General features: G+C 53.5%; 15 protein-coding genes. 10 read left to right on the top strand and 5 right to left on the bottom strand.

Features of this window, described 5'->3' with window-relative positions; all coding sequences use genetic code 11:
* Positions 1 to 128: 128 nt before the first annotated feature.
* Positions 129 to 1,037, bottom strand: a complete 909-nt coding sequence (locus tag OGY04_RS19965; protein ID WP_008785262.1) for a LysR substrate-binding domain-containing protein — start codon at positions 1,035 to 1,037, stop codon at positions 129 to 131.
* 126 nt (positions 1,038 to 1,163) lie between these two features.
* Between OGY04_RS19965 and mhbT the strand changes: the two genes are divergently transcribed.
* From mhbT to dusC, 6 genes are all read left to right on the top strand, one after another.
* Complete coding sequence (gene mhbT, locus OGY04_RS19960) at positions 1,164 to 2,522, top strand: 3-hydroxybenzoate transporter MhbT (RefSeq protein ID WP_008785261.1); 1,359 nt, start codon at positions 1,164 to 1,166, stop codon at positions 2,520 to 2,522.
* Between the two features lie 11 nt (positions 2,523 to 2,533).
* Positions 2,534 to 3,571 carry a gentisate 1,2-dioxygenase gene (gene gtdA, locus OGY04_RS19955; protein WP_008785260.1) on the top strand — a complete coding sequence of 346 codons (1,038 nt, stop codon included), beginning with the start codon at positions 2,534 to 2,536 and terminating at the stop codon, positions 3,569 to 3,571.
* 15 nt (positions 3,572 to 3,586) lie between these two features.
* Positions 3,587 to 4,288 carry a fumarylacetoacetate hydrolase family protein gene (locus OGY04_RS19950; protein ID WP_060683539.1) on the top strand — a complete coding sequence of 234 codons (702 nt, stop codon included), beginning with the start codon at positions 3,587 to 3,589 and terminating at the stop codon, positions 4,286 to 4,288.
* 8 nt (positions 4,289 to 4,296) lie between these two features.
* Positions 4,297 to 4,941 (top strand): maleylacetoacetate isomerase, encoded by a 645-nt coding sequence (maiA, locus tag OGY04_RS19945; protein WP_003834489.1) that lies wholly within the window; start codon positions 4,297 to 4,299, stop codon positions 4,939 to 4,941.
* Positions 4,942 to 4,955: 14 nt separating this feature from the next.
* The gene (locus OGY04_RS19940) at positions 4,956 to 6,149 is read left to right on the top strand and encodes a 3-hydroxybenzoate 6-monooxygenase (RefSeq protein ID WP_286585945.1); all 1,194 of its coding nucleotides are present in this window, start codon (positions 4,956 to 4,958) and stop codon (positions 6,147 to 6,149) included.
* Positions 6,150 to 6,210: 61 nt separating this feature from the next.
* Positions 6,211 to 7,155, top strand: a complete 945-nt coding sequence (dusC, locus tag OGY04_RS19935) for a tRNA dihydrouridine(16) synthase DusC (RefSeq protein ID WP_286585944.1) — start codon at positions 6,211 to 6,213, stop codon at positions 7,153 to 7,155.
* 103 nt (positions 7,156 to 7,258) lie between these two features.
* Here the strand turns inward: dusC and yohP are convergent, their stop codons facing one another.
* Both yohP and OGY04_RS19930 read right to left on the bottom strand, forming a co-directional pair.
* Complete coding sequence (yohP, locus tag OGY04_RS23255) at positions 7,259 to 7,342, bottom strand: small membrane protein YohP (protein ID WP_015572324.1); 84 nt, start codon at positions 7,340 to 7,342, stop codon at positions 7,259 to 7,261.
* 70 nt (positions 7,343 to 7,412) lie between these two features.
* Positions 7,413 to 8,147: a class I SAM-dependent methyltransferase gene (locus tag OGY04_RS19930; RefSeq protein WP_048224585.1), complete on the bottom strand. Its 735-nt coding sequence runs from the start codon at positions 8,145 to 8,147 to the stop codon at positions 7,413 to 7,415.
* A gap of 169 nt (positions 8,148 to 8,316) precedes the next feature.
* Between OGY04_RS19930 and mdtQ the strand changes: the two genes are divergently transcribed.
* On the top strand, positions 8,317 to 9,756 hold the full coding sequence (gene mdtQ / locus OGY04_RS19925) for a multidrug resistance outer membrane protein MdtQ (protein ID WP_286585943.1): 1,440 nt from the start codon (positions 8,317 to 8,319) through the stop codon (positions 9,754 to 9,756).
* A 38-nt stretch (positions 9,757 to 9,794) separates the two neighbouring features.
* Here mdtQ and OGY04_RS19920 read toward each other — a convergent pair whose 3' ends face one another.
* The gene (locus tag OGY04_RS19920) at positions 9,795 to 10,364 is read right to left on the bottom strand and encodes a DedA family protein (protein ID WP_286585942.1); all 570 of its coding nucleotides are present in this window, start codon (positions 10,362 to 10,364) and stop codon (positions 9,795 to 9,797) included.
* A 240-nt stretch (positions 10,365 to 10,604) separates the two neighbouring features.
* On the opposite strand from OGY04_RS19920, the gene OGY04_RS19915 reads away from it, so the two are divergent.
* Together OGY04_RS19915 and pbpG are read left to right on the top strand one after the other, a co-directional pair.
* Entirely contained in the window at positions 10,605 to 11,192 is a 588-nt protein-coding gene (locus OGY04_RS19915) for a Yip1 family protein (protein ID WP_003834475.1), read from the top strand.
* Positions 11,193 to 11,372: 180 nt separating this feature from the next.
* Complete coding sequence (pbpG, locus tag OGY04_RS19910; protein WP_048234922.1) at positions 11,373 to 12,320, top strand: D-alanyl-D-alanine endopeptidase; 948 nt, start codon at positions 11,373 to 11,375, stop codon at positions 12,318 to 12,320.
* 100 nt (positions 12,321 to 12,420) lie between these two features.
* Here the strand turns inward: pbpG and dld are convergent, their stop codons facing one another.
* Positions 12,421 to 14,130, bottom strand: coding sequence for a D-lactate dehydrogenase (gene dld / locus OGY04_RS19905; protein ID WP_020996666.1), 1,710 nt, complete (start codon positions 14,128 to 14,130; stop codon positions 12,421 to 12,423).
* A gap of 232 nt (positions 14,131 to 14,362) precedes the next feature.
* Here dld and bglX point away from each other — a divergent pair, with 232 nt between their 5' ends.
* Complete coding sequence (gene bglX, locus OGY04_RS19900; protein ID WP_191215566.1) at positions 14,363 to 16,660, top strand: beta-glucosidase BglX; 2,298 nt, start codon at positions 14,363 to 14,365, stop codon at positions 16,658 to 16,660.
* Positions 16,661 to 16,727: the final 67 nt, after the last annotated feature.

Genomic DNA, 16,727 nt, shown 5'->3' with positions numbered 1-16,727 from the left:
TGAAACCCTTGACGAGACTCATTCATCATACAATTAAACTTAAAAACGTGCTACCGATCACATCATGAATTCTAAGCATAGAGGAAATAGATATCTGGAACATCGGGCGATGGCCCTAACTCTCCGCGCTAAACTTGTGCCAGGTAGTACAGAAAACGGTTCAGGGCGGTAGTAGGCGTTTCGTTGTTGCGCCAGAATACGCCGACGCTGCCTTTTTGTTCAATCTTCGGCAGATTCAGGATAGCCAGTTGTCCCTGGGCGGCATACCGTTGTGCCAGCCGTAGAGAAAGAATAGAGATCATGTCGCTACTTTGCAGCAGGTTGGTACTGACGTTGATTGATGCCGATTCAATGATGTTTTCCGGCAACATTACGCCGTTATCAACCAGCGCGTTATCAATGCTTATCCGGATAGGGGTTCCTGTCGGCCAGACAATCCAGCGCCAGTTAGCCAGATCGTGCCAGGTGAGCAGGGGATATTTTGCCAAGGGATGATCGGGGCGGGCGACGAAACAGACCGGCTCGGTATACAGCACTTGATAATTGAGCGGCAACTGAAGCGCCCGACCGCCGACGCGACCGACGACGACATCCACCGAACCCGCGAGCAGATCGTGCAGCAGCGGGGTCATCACCTTCTCTTCAATATTAAGATGCAGGGTTGGCAGTTCTGTGAGCAAACCCAGTATTGCCTGTGAAACACAATCGGTCGCTACCGGCGAGCAGCCAATCTTCAGACTCCCTACAAGTCCGCCTTGCTTAAAACGGGCGATTTCATACTGCGAACGCTCCATATCATTGATCAGGCGTTGGGCATGTTGCAGTAGCAACTTGCCGCCTTCGGAAGGGCGCAAGCCTTTACTGTGACGTTCAAAGAGCGTGATGCCAATCTCATCTTCGAGCTGTGATAACCATTTCGACAATGCGGGCTGGGTGATATTCATCATCCGGGCGACGTGCGTCAGATTTCCCTGTTCGCCCAGCGCGATAAGCGTTTGCAGGTGTTGCAACTTCAGTTTCTGCGCCCAGTTTGCCATTTGCTATAACCTCCAGGTTATGCCTCTGCATGAAAAGCCATTGTACATTTCATCTCCAAACATACAAAGTCGCAACATACCTAAAACAAAACAGAAATCTACTCTACCTGCACTGAGGCATTCACTATGACTCAACAACGTGATCTACAAGCACTGATCGATTCCGCCCCCGTCGGTAAGACCCAGTGGCGCGTTATCATCTGCTGTTTTCTGGTTGTCATGCTCGACGGATTTGATACCGCGGCGATTGGTTTTATCGCACCCGATATTCGCACTCACTGGCAGCTGACTGCTGGCGATCTGGCACCGCTGTTTGGTGCAGGTCTGCTGGGGCTGACCGCTGGCGCGCTGCTCTGTGGCCCACTGTCCGACCGTTTTGGCCGCAAACGGGTGATAGAACTCTGCGTGGCGCTGTTCGGTGCACTGAGCCTGCTCTCGGCTTTTTCACCCGATCTGCAAACGCTGGTTATTTTGCGCTTTCTTACCGGCTTAGGGCTGGGCGGGGCAATGCCGAATACCATTACTATGACCTCGGAATACCTGCCCGCGCGTCGGCGTGGCGCACTGGTCACCATGATGTTCTGTGGCTTTACTCTGGGATCGGCAATGGGCGGTATCGTCAGCGCACAGCTGGTGCCGGTGATTGGTTGGCACGGCATTCTGGTGCTGGGAGGCGTTCTTCCGCTAATGCTGTTTGTTGCTCTGCTGTTTGCGCTACCGGAATCCCCGCGCTGGCAGGTTCGTCGTCAACTGCCGCAAAACGTGATTGCCAGAACCGTCAGTGCCATCACCCGGGAACGTTATGACAATACCCATTTTTATCTCAACGAAGGTGCCGCGATAGCTAAAGGCAGCATTCGCCAGCTGTTCGTTGGGCGACAGTTGCCTATTACTCTGATGCTATGGGTAGTGTTCTTTATGAGCCTGCTGATTATTTATCTGCTCTCCAGCTGGATGCCAACGCTGCTTAACCATCGTGGAATTGATCTGCAGCATGCCTCCTGGGTAACTGCCGCCTTCCAGATTGGAGGAACGCTGGGGGCACTGGCGCTGGGCGTGCTGATGGACAAATACAATCCTTTCCGCGTGCTGGCCGTGAGTTATGCGCTGGGCGCAGTGTGCATCGTCATGATTGGCCTGAGCGAAAACGGTCTGTGGCTGATGGCACTGGCTATTTTTGGCACCGGCATCGGCATTAGCGGTTCTCAGGTTGGTCTTAATGCGTTAACCGCCACGCTTTATCCGACACAAAGCCGGGCGACGGGCGTCAGCTGGTCTAATGCAGTGGGGCGCTGCGGCGCGATTGTCGGCTCGCTTTCCGGCGGGGTGATGATGGCGATGAATTTCTCATTCGATAACCTGTTTTTCATTATTGCCGTCCCGGCGGCCATCAGCGCGGTAATGCTTACGCTGCTGACGGTTGTTATCCGCCAGTCGGCCTCTGCCTCAAATACTCTGCCACGCGCAGGTGTTGTGAATGAATAAGGAGAATCCCTATGTCTGAACTGAATCAGGACGTTAAGAACAGCCGTCAGCAGTTTTACCAGCATATTTCCGGGCAGAATCTGACCCCGCTGTGGGAGTCGCTGCACCGCCTGGTGCCGCCAACACCGAACGCACATTGCGCGCCTGCGTACTGGAACTATCAGGAGATCCGCCCGCTGCTGCTGGAAAGTGGCGATCTGATTGGCGCGAAAGAGGCGATTCGCCGCGTGCTGGTGCTGGAAAACCCAATGCTGCGTGGACAGTCTTCAATCACCCCAACGCTGTACGCGGGATTGCAGTTAATTATGCCGGGCGAGGTTGCGCCGAGTCATCGTCATAATCAGTCTGCGCTGCGCTTTATTGTCGAAGGGAAAGGGGCATTTACCGCTGTGGACGGTGAGCGCACCCAGATGCATGAAGGCGATTTTATTCTGACGCCGCAGTGGCGCTGGCACGATCACGGCAACCCGGGCAGTGAACCGGTGGTGTGGCTGGACGGTCTGGACCTGCCGTTGGTGAACCTGCTGGGCTGTGGCTTTGCGGAAGACTACCCGGAAGATCAGCAGCCGGTCACGCGCAAGGAAGGGGATTACTTACCGCGCTACGCGGCCAATATGCTGCCGCTGCGTCATCAGAAAGGTAACTCATCGCCGATTTTTAACTATCGCTACGATCGCAGCCGTGAAGCTCTGCATGACCTGACGCGCATGGGCGACGCCGATGAGTGGGACGGTTACAAGATGCGTTACGTCAACCCGGTAACCGGCGGTTATCCCATGCCTTCGATGGGAACCTTCCTGCAACTGTTGCCGCAGGGCTTTTCCTCACGGATGGCGCGTACCACCGACAGCACTATCTACCACGTGGTGGAAGGATGTGGGCAGGTCACCATTGGTAACGAGACCTTCAACTTTTCGCCAAAAGATATCTTTGTGGTGCCAACCTGGCACGGCGTGTCGTTCCAGACCCACGAAGATACCGTCTTATTCAGTTTTTCGGACAGACCGGTTCAGGAAGCACTGGGGTTGTTCCGCGAAGCACGCTATTAATTTGGGAGAGAGAAAATGACGCAATACGTATTTGAACCACAAGCGCCTGTTACCGTTCCGGTTGTTGGCTGTGATGAACAATTTCCTGTGCGCCGTGTTTACTGTGTGGGCCGTAACTATGCCGCTCATGCCCGTGAAATGGGCTTTGATCCGGATCGCGAACCACCGTTCTTTTTCTGTAAACCTGCCGATGCGGTAGTCCCGGTGGCGGCTGGTCAGATCCTCGAACTGCCGTACCCATCGCAAACCGATAACTATCACTATGAGATAGAGCTGGTGGTGGCGATTGGCAAAAAAGGCAGCGATATTCCGCTGGAAAAAGCGCACGAATATATCTGGGGCTATGCCACCGGTCTGGATATGACCCGCCGTGACCGGCAGATGGAGATGCGCCAGATGGGGCGTCCGTGGGAAATTGGCAAAGCGTTTGATCTCTCCGCGCCCATCGCGCCGCTGCATAAAGCCAGCGAAAGTGTGGATGTTAACCATGCGCCAATCTGGTTGCAGGTCAACGGCGACGATCATCAGCGGAGCGATATTCGCCACCTCATCTGGTCTGTGAATGAAACCATCAGCTATCTGTCTGGTTTCTTCGAACTGCAGCCGGGCGATCTGATCTACACCGGTACCCCAGAAGGCGTGGGGGCGGTAGTGAAAGGGGATGTGATCACCGGAAACGTAGACGGTTTAACCCCCATCGCCGTGAAGATTATCTGAGGTGGATGATGAAGCTGTACAGTTTCTTTAATAGCTCGGCGTCATATCGGGTGCGCATTGCGCTGGCGCTGAAGGGGCTGGATTACCAGACGGTGGGCGTCAACATTCGCATCGGTCAGCAGAACGAACTGGCCTACCGACGGATGAACCCGGTGGGACTGGTGCCGACTCTGGTGACCGATGACGGAGAATCACTTGGGCAGTCGCTGGCAATAATTGACTGGCTGGATGGCCACTTTCCGCAAACGCCACTGCTGCCTGCCGACTTCCCGGTGCGCAGTAAGGTGCTGGAAATTGTCTATGCCATCGCCTGTGATATCCACCCGGTGAATAACATGCGGGTACTGCGCTACCTGAGCGAAGAGTTAAAGGTCAGTGAAGAAGATAAAAAACGCTGGTATGCACACTGGATCCAGCAAGGGTTAAGCGCGGTGGAACAGATGCTGCGCCAGAGTCATTCGGGGAAGTTCTGCGTGGGTGATGCGCCGACGCTGGCGGATTGCTGTCTGATCCCACAGTGGGCGAATGCGTTACGTATGGGGTGCGATCTGAGCGGATATCCGCGCTGTAAGGCGGTATATGATGCCTGTACTCAGCTTCCGGCGTTTATCGCCGCCGCGCCCGAGAATCAACAAGATAAAATTCCAGCCTGATAAGGAGAACGACAATGGCTAAAGTGACACGCGCAATTATCGTGGGTGGCGGGATTGGCGGCGCGGCGACCGCGCTATCGCTGGCTCGTCAGGGCATTAAAGTGATGTTGCTGGAGAAAGCGCACGAGATTGGTGAAATTGGCGCGGGTATTCAGCTCGGGCCGAATGCATTCTCTGCTCTGGACAGCCTTGGCGTGGGGGAAGTCGCCCGTCAGCGTGCCGTTTTTACCGACCACATCACGATGATGGATGCGGTAAACGCAAAAGAGGTGGTCCGCATTGAAACCGGCCAGGCGTTCCGCGATCACTTTGGCGGTCCTTATGCGGTTATCCATCGGGTTGATATTCACGCCAGCGTTTGGGAAGCGGCGCTGGTGCATCCTAACGTTGAGTATCGCACTTCAACTAACGTGGTTGATATCCGCCAGACAGAGAATGACGTGACGGTATTTGACGAGCACGGCAACAGCTGGACGGCGGATATTTTGGTCGGCTGTGACGGTGTGAAGTCGGTTGTCCGCCGGTCTCTGATTGGCGATGCGCCACGGGTTACCGGACACGTGGTCTATCGCGCCGTGATTGATTGCGATGATATGCCGGAGGATTTACGCATTAACGCACCGGTGCTGTGGGCCGGACCACACTGTCACCTGGTGCACTATCCGCTGCGCGGCGGTAAGCAATATAACCTGGTGGTGACCTTCCACAGTCGTCAGCAGGAAGAGTGGGGCGTGAAGGATGGCAGCAAAGAGGAAGTGCTCTCCTATTTTGCGGGTATCCATCCGCGCCCGCGCCAGATGCTGGATAAACCGACATCATGGCGGCGCTGGTCCACTGCCGACCGCGAGCCGGTAGAAAAATGGGGAACCGACCGCATCACGCTGGTGGGAGACGCCGCGCACCCGGTTGCGCAATATATGGCGCAGGGTGCCTGTATGGCGTTGGAAGACGCGGTAACGCTCGGTAAAGCGCTACAGCAGTGTGGTGGCGATGCGGCTGATGCCTTTGCGTTGTATGAGTCGGTGCGTATTCCGCGTACCGCACGCATCGTCTGGTCAACGCGTGAAATGGGCCGTGTCTACCACGCCGCAGGCGTCGAGCGTCAGGTACGTAATCTGCTGTGGAAAGACAAATCGCAGGTGGAGTTTTATCGCGGTATGGAATGGCTGTACGGTTGGAAAGAAGATAACTGCCTGTTGCCGCGCTGAGCCTCTTTAATCTCCCGAACGGAGGCGCTACCATAGCGCCTCTTTTTTTGCGGATAACGATATGCGTGTTTTACTGGCGCCGATGGAAGGCGTGCTCGACTCACTGGTGCGCGAGCTGCTGACTGAAGTGAATGATTACGATCTGTGCATCACCGAGTTTGTGCGCGTGGTGGATCAGCTCCTGCCGGCAAAAGTATTTCATCGACTCTGCCCGGAACTCCATAACAACAGCCGGACGCCATCCGGCACGTTGGTTCGCATTCAGCTGTTAGGACAGTATCCGCAGTGGCTGGCGGAGAATGCCGCGCGCGCGGTAGAACTGGGCTCATACGGTGTCGATCTAAACTGTGGCTGTCCATCGAAGCTGGTGAACGGTAGCGGCGGTGGCGCAACGCTATTGAAAGATCCTGAGCTTATCTACCGGGGCGCAAAAGCTATGCGCGAGGCGGTCCCGGCTCATCTTCCGGTGACAGTGAAAGTTCGTCTGGGCTGGGACAACAGCGACCGGCAGTTTGAAATTGCCGATGCCGTCCAGCAGGCTGGTGCCAGCGAACTGGCGGTGCATGGCCGAACCAAAGAGCAGGGCTACAAGGCGGAACATATCAACTGGCAGGCGATTGGCGAGATCCGCCAGCGGCTGACCATTCCGGTTATTGCGAATGGCGAAATCTGGGACTGGCAGAGCGCCCAGGATTGTATGGCCATCAGCGGATGCGATGCGGTGATGATCGGACGTGGCGCATTAAATATTCCGAACCTGAGCCGCGTGGTGAAATACAACGAGCCGCGTATGCCGTGGCCTGAAGTCGTGATGCTGTTGCAAAAATATACCCGCCTTGAAAAGCAGGGGGACACCGGGCTGTATCATGTAGCGCGGATTAAGCAGTGGTTAGGGTATTTGCGCAAAGAATATTCAGAGGCAACAGAACTGTTTCAGGAAATTCGTGCGTTAAATAATTCGCCGGATATCGCACGTGCGATTCAGACTATTGAGATTACTGCCTGAACTCAGCTCCAGTAGGCCGGATAAGGCGTTTACGCCGCCATCCGGCATCAGAGAGAATAATAGCCTGAGATTTCTGCTATCAGGCCTGGGCGAAATGACGACATCAGAAAATCATCTTAAACACGCCTGTTACCACCAATAGCCCAATCAGAAAAATAATCAGAATTACCCACAGCAGAATTTTCATTAACTTTCCTTTTTTTGGTAAGTTCAGATTGAGTATAGGAAAGTATCAATCATTCTGCCTGGAGGCGTTGTTATGCAGGTTTACGTGCGCTGAGCAGAAACACCATCGGCCGCTCTTTTTCTTCATCTAAAGCCGGGTTTTCAGCAATCTGTTGCGCGGACGGTCCCCATTCATCGACACAAACGATCTCGAATCCGGCGGCAATCAGCGCATTAATCCAGGTCGCCAGCTTACGGTGCTGTTTTTTGACGCCTTCAGCAAACCAGTTACTGATGCGCTCACCTTCCTGCTGATAATGATTAACCGGCCAGGACAGCTGCCCAGTTTTATCTTTTATCCAACCCTGATTAAGCGGTGCGGTATAAATTGGATGCTCGGCAGAGAAAACTAACATACCGCCTGGTGTTAATGACTGGTAAATGGTTACGAATAATCGTTCTATATCGTGCAAATAGTGCAGGGCAAGCGAGCTATAAACCAGGTCAAAAGAATTTGGGGACAGGGTTAGCGTTTCGAGATCTTCACGCTGATAAACGATGCCATTACCCTGCGTCATACTGTGTGCCTGGGTTAACATTTTTTGTGAAATATCCAGTCCCATTACGCTGGCTGCCTGATTATCGCGCGCGTAGCGGCAAAACCAACCATATCCACAGCCCAAATCAAGAATGTTTTTGCCTTGAAGAGAGGGGAGCATCGCTTGTATTGTCGGCCATTCTGGCGCGCCGTCGAGTCCCTTTACTGAACGATCCAGCGTGGCATATCCGGCAAAGAACTCAGGATTGTCATAGATATTCTGTGACATAACATCTCCATCCATTAATTATTAAAATTATTTAATCTATATTATTCACTAGGTGTATATTTTGCTGATTATATATTTTTATTGCCAAAGATGTATTGCCACGCGTAACTAAAAAAGCAACAGCGACAAGTCGTAATCTCTGCACATCTTTTCTTACCTGTATATCTCCATGAATCGTAATTCTGTGTTTGTCACGACGGCATTGTTGCCGCTTTTTGTTCTGATGTCTGGCTGCGCGCCGATGCATGATGACCGCCAGTCTCTGTCACAGCAGACGCCTTCCGCAAATGTCGATACCACATTGCCTGCCGCGTTAAAAAATGGCTGGCCGGACAGCCAGTGGTGGAAGGCATATCACGACCCCCAGCTTAATGCGTTGATTGACAGCACCTTGCGAAATTCTCCTGATATGCAGGTCGCGGAACAGCGCATTCAACTGGCGGAGGCGCAGGCTAAGGCCGTGGAAGCGCAAGATGGCCCGGAGATCGACTTCTCCGCAGACGTTGAGCGTCAGAGAATGTCAGCTGAGGGGCTGATGGGACCTTTCGCCATAACCGATCCCGCAGCAGGAACCACGGGGCCGTGGTACACCAACGGTACTTTTGGTTTAACCGCCGGCTGGAATCTGGATCTGTGGGGTAAGAATCGGGCCGAAGTGACTGCGCGCATTGGAGCCGTTAAGGCGCGTGAGGCTGAGCGCGAGCAAACCCGGCAGCTGCTGGCGAGCGGTGTCTCCCGTCTTTACTGGGAATGGCAGACGCAGGCCGCACTGAAAACCGTGCTGACGCAAATCGAAAGCGAGCAGCAAAATGTGATTACCGTCGATCGTCAACTGTATCAAAACGGCCTCACTTCTTCGGTGGAAGGCGTCGAAACCGATATCGATTCCAGCAAAACAGAGCAGCAGCTGAATGATGTCAGCGGTAAAATGAAGGTGATTGAGGCGCGCCTAAGCGCGTTGAGCAACTCGCAGTCCGTTGCCCTGAAGCTCCATTCGACCAAACTGCCCGTGGTTGAAAGTCAGCTCCCGTCCCAGCTAGGTTATTCGCTGCTGGCCCGTCGACCAGATTTGCAGGCAGCACACTGGTACATTGAGTCATCGCTGAGCAGTATTGATGCGGCGAAAGCGGCGTTTTATCCCGATGTGAATCTGATGGCATTTTTACAACAGGATGCGTTACATCTGAGTGACCTGTTCCGCCATTCCGCGCAGCAAATGGGCGTAACCGCCGGGCTGACGCTGCCTATCTTTGACAGTGGCAGGCTGAATGCGAATCTCGATATTACGAAAGCGCAAAGTAACCTGACGGTGGCGAATTACAACAAAGCTGTGGTGGATGCGGTGAATGACGTGGCACGTGCGGCATCGCAGGTAGAAACACTGGCGCAGAAAAATCAGCATCAGCAGCAGATTGAACATGACGCTCAGCGCGTAGTGGGGCTGGCACAGGCGCGCTTTAATGCGGGTATTATTGCGGGCTCCAGGGTTAGCGAGGCAAAGATCCCGGCATTACGTGAGCAGTGCAACGGTCTGCTTTTGCAAGGCCAGTGGCTGGATGCCTCAATCCAGTTGACCAGCGCGCTGGGCGGCGGTTATCACGCATCCTGATTTAATCGGCCCGCCGGTGTTCCGCTGTCGGGCCATCTTCATTGCGCTTTACGCGTGCTTCGGCGTTTCATCCACCAGCGGACGCCCGCGACTATCGCGATAACCAGCACCAGCCAGATGCCACGCTTGATATGCTGGTCGAGGCTGTGCAGCCACGGCGCGATCACTTCGCCACCGACGTAGCCGAGGGTGGTAAATAGCAATGCCCAGACAAATGCGCCAAGAATATTTAGCGGTAAAAAGATCTTCGGCGGCAGGTGACTGGCGCCAATCAGTAAGGGACCAATAACGCGAAAGCCGTACATAAAGCGCGTACCGACCACAAACAGGTAAGGACGCCGTTGGATCATTTTCTGCGCATAATGAATTTTCGCCTGATGGCGCGAGAAACGACGCAGAATTTTGCCGCCAAAACGACGTCCGAGTAAATAGAGCAACTGATCGCCAATCATCCCACCCAGCGCGACCGAGAGTACCACCAGCGGGAATTTCAGGACTCCCTGATGCGCCACGACGCCGCCTAACAGGGTAATGGTTTCACCTTCCGCCAGGCTGCCGATGATTAACGCAGCATAGCCGTACTGCGCAACATAATGCGTTATATCCATACGTTGTATGACCTCCACTGGTCATAGCATACACCCTATGAATACTTGATGCCGGAAAAGACGCATAGTAGCGCTTAACGTCGTTCAGTTCCCTAATGCCTGATGGCGCTTCGCTTATCAGGCCTACGGCTTACACACTTTTTACCCGGCGCTTCGGTATTTTTCATGTGTACATAAAATAATCAAAAGCTGAATTATACTTGAAGTGTTGAGGTCCGGAGCTGACAAGAAGGGGGCGGTATGAACCATGTCTGGGGGCTATTTTCCCATCCCGATCGTGAAATGCACGTGATCAACAGCGAAAACGAAAGTGTTTCGCATCACTATACCCACCATGTACTGCTGATGGCGGCAATTCCGGTTGTTTGCGCGTTTATCGGCACGACGCAAATCGGCTGGAATTTTGGCGATGGCAATATCCTGAAGTTATCTCTGTTGACCGGATTTGCGATGGCAATTCTGTTTTACGGGGTGATGCTGGCAGGCGTCGCCGTCATGGGCCGGGTTATCTGGTGGATGGCACGTAATTACCCGCAGCGCCCATCGTTGGCGCATTGCATGGTCTTTGCCGGATATGTCGCGACGCCGCTGTTTTTAAGCGGGCTGGTCGCACTTTATCCGCTGGTCTGGCTGTGCGCATTGGTGGGGACCATTGCGCTGTTTTACACCGGTTATTTACTCTATCTCGGCATTCCGACGTTCCTGAATATCTCTAAAGAGGAAGGCCTGAGCTTTTCCAGTTCGACGCTGGCGATCGGTGTGCTGGTGCTGGAAGTTCTGCTGGCGATTACGGTAATCCTGTGGGGTTACGGCTATCGGTTATTCTGACGGATAAACCTGTCTGCGCTGCGTTGTTGACGTAAAAGTCAGCAACGCAGCATTTCGAGACGATTCTCCTGTGGCGGCAAACCTGCCGGATCGCTATGATGCCTGAGCTAGCTTGAGATAATACTTAGTCTCTGGCGGTGTGCGTTGTGACGTGCGTGAACCATTATCAGAAATCTCATCATGCTGAAATTCCGAGTTTCATTATTAAGCCTTGCCCTGGTGCTGGCCGTTCCTTTTGCACCCCAAGCCGTGGCGAAAACGGCAACTACCGCAGCAGCTTCTCAGCCTGAGATAGCGTCCGGTAGCGCGATGATTGTTGATCTGAATACCAACAAAGTTATCTATTCGAACCACCCGGACCTTGTGCGTCCGATTGCGTCGATTACCAAATTAATGACCGCGATGGTGGTGCTTGATGCACGACTGCCGTTGGATGAGAAGCTGAAAGTTGATATCAGCCAGACGCCGGAAATGAAAGGCATCTACTCTCGTGTGCGACTGAACAGTGAAATTAGCCGTAAAGACATGCTGCTGCTGGCGCTGATGTCATCAGAAAACCGTGCGGCGGCGAGCCTGGCGCATCATTACCCTGGCGGTTATAACGCGTTTATTAAGGCTATGAATGCCAAAGCGAAAGCGCTCGGCATGACTCAGACACGCTTTGTGGAACCAACCGGCTTATCGATTCATAACGTCTCGACCGCTCGTGATTTAACCAAGCTGCTGATCGCCAGCAAGCAGTATCCGCTGATTGGCCAGTTAAGCACCACGCGTGAAGATATGGCGACCTTTGCCAACCCGGCTTATACGCTGCCATTCCGTAACACTAACCATCTGGTATACCGCGATAACTGGAATATTCAGTTAACCAAAACCGGGTTTACCAATGCGGCAGGCCACTGTCTGGTGATGCGCACCGTGATCAATAACAAACCGGTGGCGCTGGTGGTGATGGATGCGTTCGGTAAATATACCCACTTTGCCGATGCCAGCCGTTTACGTACCTGGATCGAAACGGGCAAGGTGATGCCGGTTCCGGCAGCGGCGCTGAGCTATAAAAAGCAAAAAGCGGCGCAGATGGCAGCGGCGGGTTCAGCGACGAGCGAGCAAACTGCACAGAACGATTAAATAAGACAACTTATCCGGCATACACATAGCTAATGTAGCGGTAGGCCGGGCAAGCGAAGCGCCCCCGGCAACATGCCCGGTGGCGCTTATCTTTTTTGCTTTATGACTCTTTCCAGAACTTCTGCTTACTCGTTTTCCCAATACCCGGATTCATACTGTTGGTGGGATCGTTCTCACGGTAAAAACGGGTTAATGTTTCCGGTGCTTTATACAGATGTCCGACGTTATGCTCTGCTGGATACTGTGCTCCGCGCTCGTGCAGAAGCTCCAGCATCTGCTCTTTCAGCGCATGCGCATCCACGCCTTTTTTCACGATGTAATCCTGATGGAAGACGTAGCACATAAAGTGGCCGTAATAGAGTTTGTGCACCAGTTGGCTGTCGATCTCTGCAGGCAGATGCTCGTACCATTCGGTGTCGTTACGGCGCAGCGCGATATCCAGCGCCAGAATATCTTCCACTTCATCGGCATGTACGGCCTGATAACGAATCGCCGCGCCAGCCGCCGCAAAGCGATGCAAAAACGCCTTGCTGCCTTCTTCCGGCGTACAGGCAAAGAAGTCGCCTTCAGCGGTTTTGAAAAACTCGCTTAGCCAGTTTTGCGCTTCAGCCACGCCACCACCGGCCATTTTTAACAGCAGGTGATGTTCGTACTTATCGCGCCAGCTTTTCATGCGCGCGGGTAAGTGGCTGGGGAACAAATGGCCAAATTTCTGCATTGCCCGATCGGTGAAATGTGGACGGAAAATTTTCACTTTTTCCAGCATTGCATCGGTGCGACCTTTCAGGGTGAAGAAGAACGGCATTTTGTCGGTGCCGAGCTTGTCGATCATCAGAAACGTATCTTTGCCGTATTGCTCAGCGATGTCATAAATATCGCGGTGCATATATTCACCGGCGACCGGCAGATGCTCAAATTTTGCCAAAATATGACGGCGGATCTCCGTCAGCACCTCTGGCTGGTTGGTACCGATGTAAAAGACCTGCTGGTTTTTTTCGGCTTCGAAGGTGTCCAGACGCACCGCAAAAACCGCGAGCTTGCCTGCACAACCGGATGATTCAAACAACCGATCCGGGTCGGCGTTATAGCGAGCGGGCGTGTCCGCCTCAATATCTCTGACGCGGGTAACGTAGTCGTGATCGTGTGCATGACGCCCGTCATGGCGCACATCGTCATCTTTGATCCGCTCGTCATCAAGTTTGCTCAGGATCTGTTCCGGTGTCTGGCCCAGTTCGATACCCAGATGGTTAACCAGCTGTAATTTACCCTGCTCGTCAATACGCGCAAACAGCGACATCTCCGTGTATGCCGGACCGCGCTGAACCAGCGAGCCGCCGGAGTTGTTACAAATACCGCCAATCACTGAAGCGCCGATACAGGAAGATCCGATCACCGAATGCGGCTCACGGCCAAACGGTTTGAGCGCTTTTTCCAGTGAATAAAGCGTGGTGCCGGGATAGGCCAGCACCTGTTCGCCTTTGCCGATGACGTGCAGCTTATCAAGGCGCAGGGTGCTGATAATGACAATCTCGCGGTCGTAATCATTACCGCTCGGCGTAGAGCCTTCGGTCAGGCCAGTGTTGGCGGCCTGCATCAGGATAATTTTATCTGCGGCGACGCAAGCGTTGAGGACGCGCCACAGTTCTAAAAGCGAGCCAGGGAACACCACGGCGAGTGCATCGCCCTGACCGGAGCGGAATCCCTTGCGATAGCGGGCGGTTTTAGCAGGGTCTGTGAGCAGGTGTGAATGACCTACCAGACGGGTCAGTTCATTCAGAAAAGCTTTATTATCTGTTGTAATGGAAGACATTCTCCACTCCTTGTGGTGGGACTCAATATCAGAAACAAGCATAGCGCTTTGTATGACAATACGCTTTCTCATTCACATTGTCTCTGGGTTGTCTTCCACTGAGTCGCGTTGGTTTCGAAAATTAGGAGAATAACCTTAGCTTTCTTTATCGCTCCCGTTTAGTCTTACGGCAAACTGCGGTTTTTGTTATATTTTCGCTGCCTCGTCGGGAAAAAATAAAGAGAGAATCAACATGAAATGGCTATGTTCTGTAGGTGTCGCGGTGAGTCTGGCGTTGCAACCAGCGCTGGCGGACACGCTGTTTGGTAACCATCCTCTGACGCCAGAAGCGCGGGATGCATTCGTTACCGATTTACTTAAACAGATGACCGTGGATGAGAAAATTGGGCAACTACGCTTGATAAGCGTAGGGCCTGATAACCCGAAAGAAGCCATCCGCGAGATGATCAAAGACGGGCAGGTTGGGGCAATTTTTAACACCGTCACGCGCCAGGATATCCGCAAAATGCAGGATCAGGTGATGGAGCTCAGCCGCCTGAAAATTCCTCTCTTTTTTGCCTACGACGTATTGCACGGCCAGCGTACCGTGTTCCCGATAAGTCTCGGCCTGGCGTCCTCTTTTAATCTCGATGCGGTCAGAACCGTTGGCCGTATTTCCGCGTATGAGGCTGCCGATGATGGTCTGAATATGACCTGGGCGCCAATGGTCGATGTCTCTCGCGATCCGCGCTGGGGCCGTGCTTCAGAAGGTTTTGGTGAAGACACGTATTTAACGGCTACGATGGGTAAAACCATGGTGGAAGCGATGCAGGGGAAAAGCCCGGCTGACCGCTATTCGGTGATGACCAGCGTCAAGCACTTCGCCGCCTATGGCGCGGTTGAAGGTGGCAAGGAATATAACACCGTCGATATGAGCCCACAGCGTCTGTTCAACGACTATATGCCGCCGTATAAAGCCGGGCTGGATGCCGGTAGCGGTGCGGTGATGGTGGGTCTTAATTCGCTGAACGGTACACCAGCAACCTCAGATGCATGGCTGCTAAAAGACGTGCTGCGAGATGAATGGGGCTTTAAGGGGATTACCGTTTCCGATCACGGCGCGATTAAGGAACTGATTAAGCACGGTACCGCCTCCGATCCTGAAGATGCGGTGCGTGTGGCGATCAAGTCCGGCATCAACATGAGTATGAGCGATGAGTATTACAGCAAATATCTGCCGGGCTTGATTAAATCCGGCAAAGTGACGATGGCGGAGCTGGACGACGCCGCGCGTCATGTGCTGAACGTGAAATATGATATGGGGTTGTTTAACGATCCGTACAGCCATCTGGGGGCCAAAGAATCTGACCCACAGGACACCAACGCAGAAAGCCGTTTGCATCGCAAAGAGGCGCGTGAAGTGGCGCGCGAAAGCCTGGTGCTGCTGAAAAACCGTCTGGAAACGTTGCCGCTTAAAAAATCCGCCACCGTGGCGGTTGTCGGACCGCTGGCCGACAGCAAGCGTGATGTAATGGGCAGTTGGTCCGCCGCCGGTGTTGCCGATCAGTCGGTAACGGTGCTGACGGGGATTAAAAATGCCGTCGGCGAACAGGGCAAAGTGCTGTACGCCAAAGGGGCGAATATCACCAACGACAAAGGCATTGTCGATTTCCTCAACCTGTATGAAGAAGCGGTAAAGGTTGACCCGCGTTCGCCGCAGGCGATGATCAATGAAGCCGTTAACGCCGCGAAGCAATCTGATGTGGTTGTCGCGGTAGTCGGTGAAGCGCAGGGCATGGCGCATGAAGCCTCCAGCCGCACCGATATCACCATTCCGCAAAGTCAGCGTGACCTGATTGCCGCGCTGAAAGCCACGGGTAAACCGCTGGTTCTGGTGTTGATGAACGGTCGTCCGCTGGCGCTGGTGAAGGAAGATCAACAAGCCGATGCGATCCTCGAAACCTGGTTTGCCGGGACGGAGGGCGGTAACGCCATCGCCGATGTGCTGTTTGGTGATTACAATCCGTCAGGCAAGCTGCCGATGTCTTTCCCGCGCTCTGTTGGACAGATCCCGGTCTATTACAGCCATCTCAATACCGGTCGTCCGTATAACGCCGATAAGCCGAACAAGTACACGTCGCGCTACTTTGATGAAGCCAATGGTCCGTTGTATCCCTTTGGTTATGGCCTGAGCTACACCACGTTTACGGTTTCTGATGTGAAGCTCTCTTCTCCGACGATGAAGCGTGACGGAACCGTGACGGCCAGCGTGCAGGTGACCAACACCGGCAAGCGCGAAGGTGCAACGGTGATTCAGATGTATTTACAGGATGTGACCGCCTCCATGAGTCGTCCGGTAAAACAGCTGAAAGGTTTTGAAAAAGTGAATCTTAAGCCAGGTGAAACCCAGACAGTCAGCTTCCCGATTGATATTGAAGCGCTCAAATTCTGGAACCAGCAGATGAAATACGATGCAGAACCTGGCAAATTTAACGTTTTCATCGGCGTGGATTCCGCCAGAGTGAAGCAGGGCGAATTTGAACTGCTGTAATAGATGAATAAAGTCATGCAGCATGCCTGATGGCTCTACGCTTATCAGGCTGACAAAGTCGTATCAT

Source organism: Citrobacter sp. Cpo091 (assembly GCF_030332645.1).
Taxonomy (GTDB): Bacteria; Pseudomonadota; Gammaproteobacteria; order Enterobacterales; family Enterobacteriaceae; genus Citrobacter; species Citrobacter portucalensis.
Note: the sequence above shows the minus strand (reverse complement) of the source record. Positions and strands in the feature narration are given on the sequence as shown.

Coding starts and splice junctions, on each gene's coding strand:
- OGY04_RS19965 (WP_008785262.1), bottom strand. CDS start 1,037: ATGGCAAACTGGGCGCAGAAACTGAAGTTGCAACACCTGCAAACGCTT.
- mhbT (WP_008785261.1), top strand. CDS start 1,164: ATGACTCAACAACGTGATCTACAAGCACTGATCGATTCCGCCCCCGTC.
- gtdA (WP_008785260.1), top strand. CDS start 2,534: ATGTCTGAACTGAATCAGGACGTTAAGAACAGCCGTCAGCAGTTTTAC.
- OGY04_RS19950 (WP_060683539.1), top strand. CDS start 3,587: ATGACGCAATACGTATTTGAACCACAAGCGCCTGTTACCGTTCCGGTT.
- maiA (WP_003834489.1), top strand. CDS start 4,297: ATGAAGCTGTACAGTTTCTTTAATAGCTCGGCGTCATATCGGGTGCGC.
- OGY04_RS19940 (WP_286585945.1), top strand. CDS start 4,956: ATGGCTAAAGTGACACGCGCAATTATCGTGGGTGGCGGGATTGGCGGC.
- dusC (WP_286585944.1), top strand. CDS start 6,211: ATGCGTGTTTTACTGGCGCCGATGGAAGGCGTGCTCGACTCACTGGTG.
- yohP (WP_015572324.1), bottom strand. CDS start 7,342: ATGAAAATTCTGCTGTGGGTAATTCTGATTATTTTTCTGATTGGGCTA.
- OGY04_RS19930 (WP_048224585.1), bottom strand. CDS start 8,147: ATGTCACAGAATATCTATGACAATCCTGAGTTCTTTGCCGGATATGCC.
- mdtQ (WP_286585943.1), top strand. CDS start 8,317: ATGAATCGTAATTCTGTGTTTGTCACGACGGCATTGTTGCCGCTTTTT.
- OGY04_RS19920 (WP_286585942.1), bottom strand. CDS start 10,364: ATGGATATAACGCATTATGTTGCGCAGTACGGCTATGCTGCGTTAATC.
- OGY04_RS19915 (WP_003834475.1), top strand. CDS start 10,605: ATGAACCATGTCTGGGGGCTATTTTCCCATCCCGATCGTGAAATGCAC.
- pbpG (WP_048234922.1), top strand. CDS start 11,373: ATGCTGAAATTCCGAGTTTCATTATTAAGCCTTGCCCTGGTGCTGGCC.
- dld (WP_020996666.1), bottom strand. CDS start 14,130: ATGTCTTCCATTACAACAGATAATAAAGCTTTTCTGAATGAACTGACC.
- bglX (WP_191215566.1), top strand. CDS start 14,363: ATGAAATGGCTATGTTCTGTAGGTGTCGCGGTGAGTCTGGCGTTGCAA.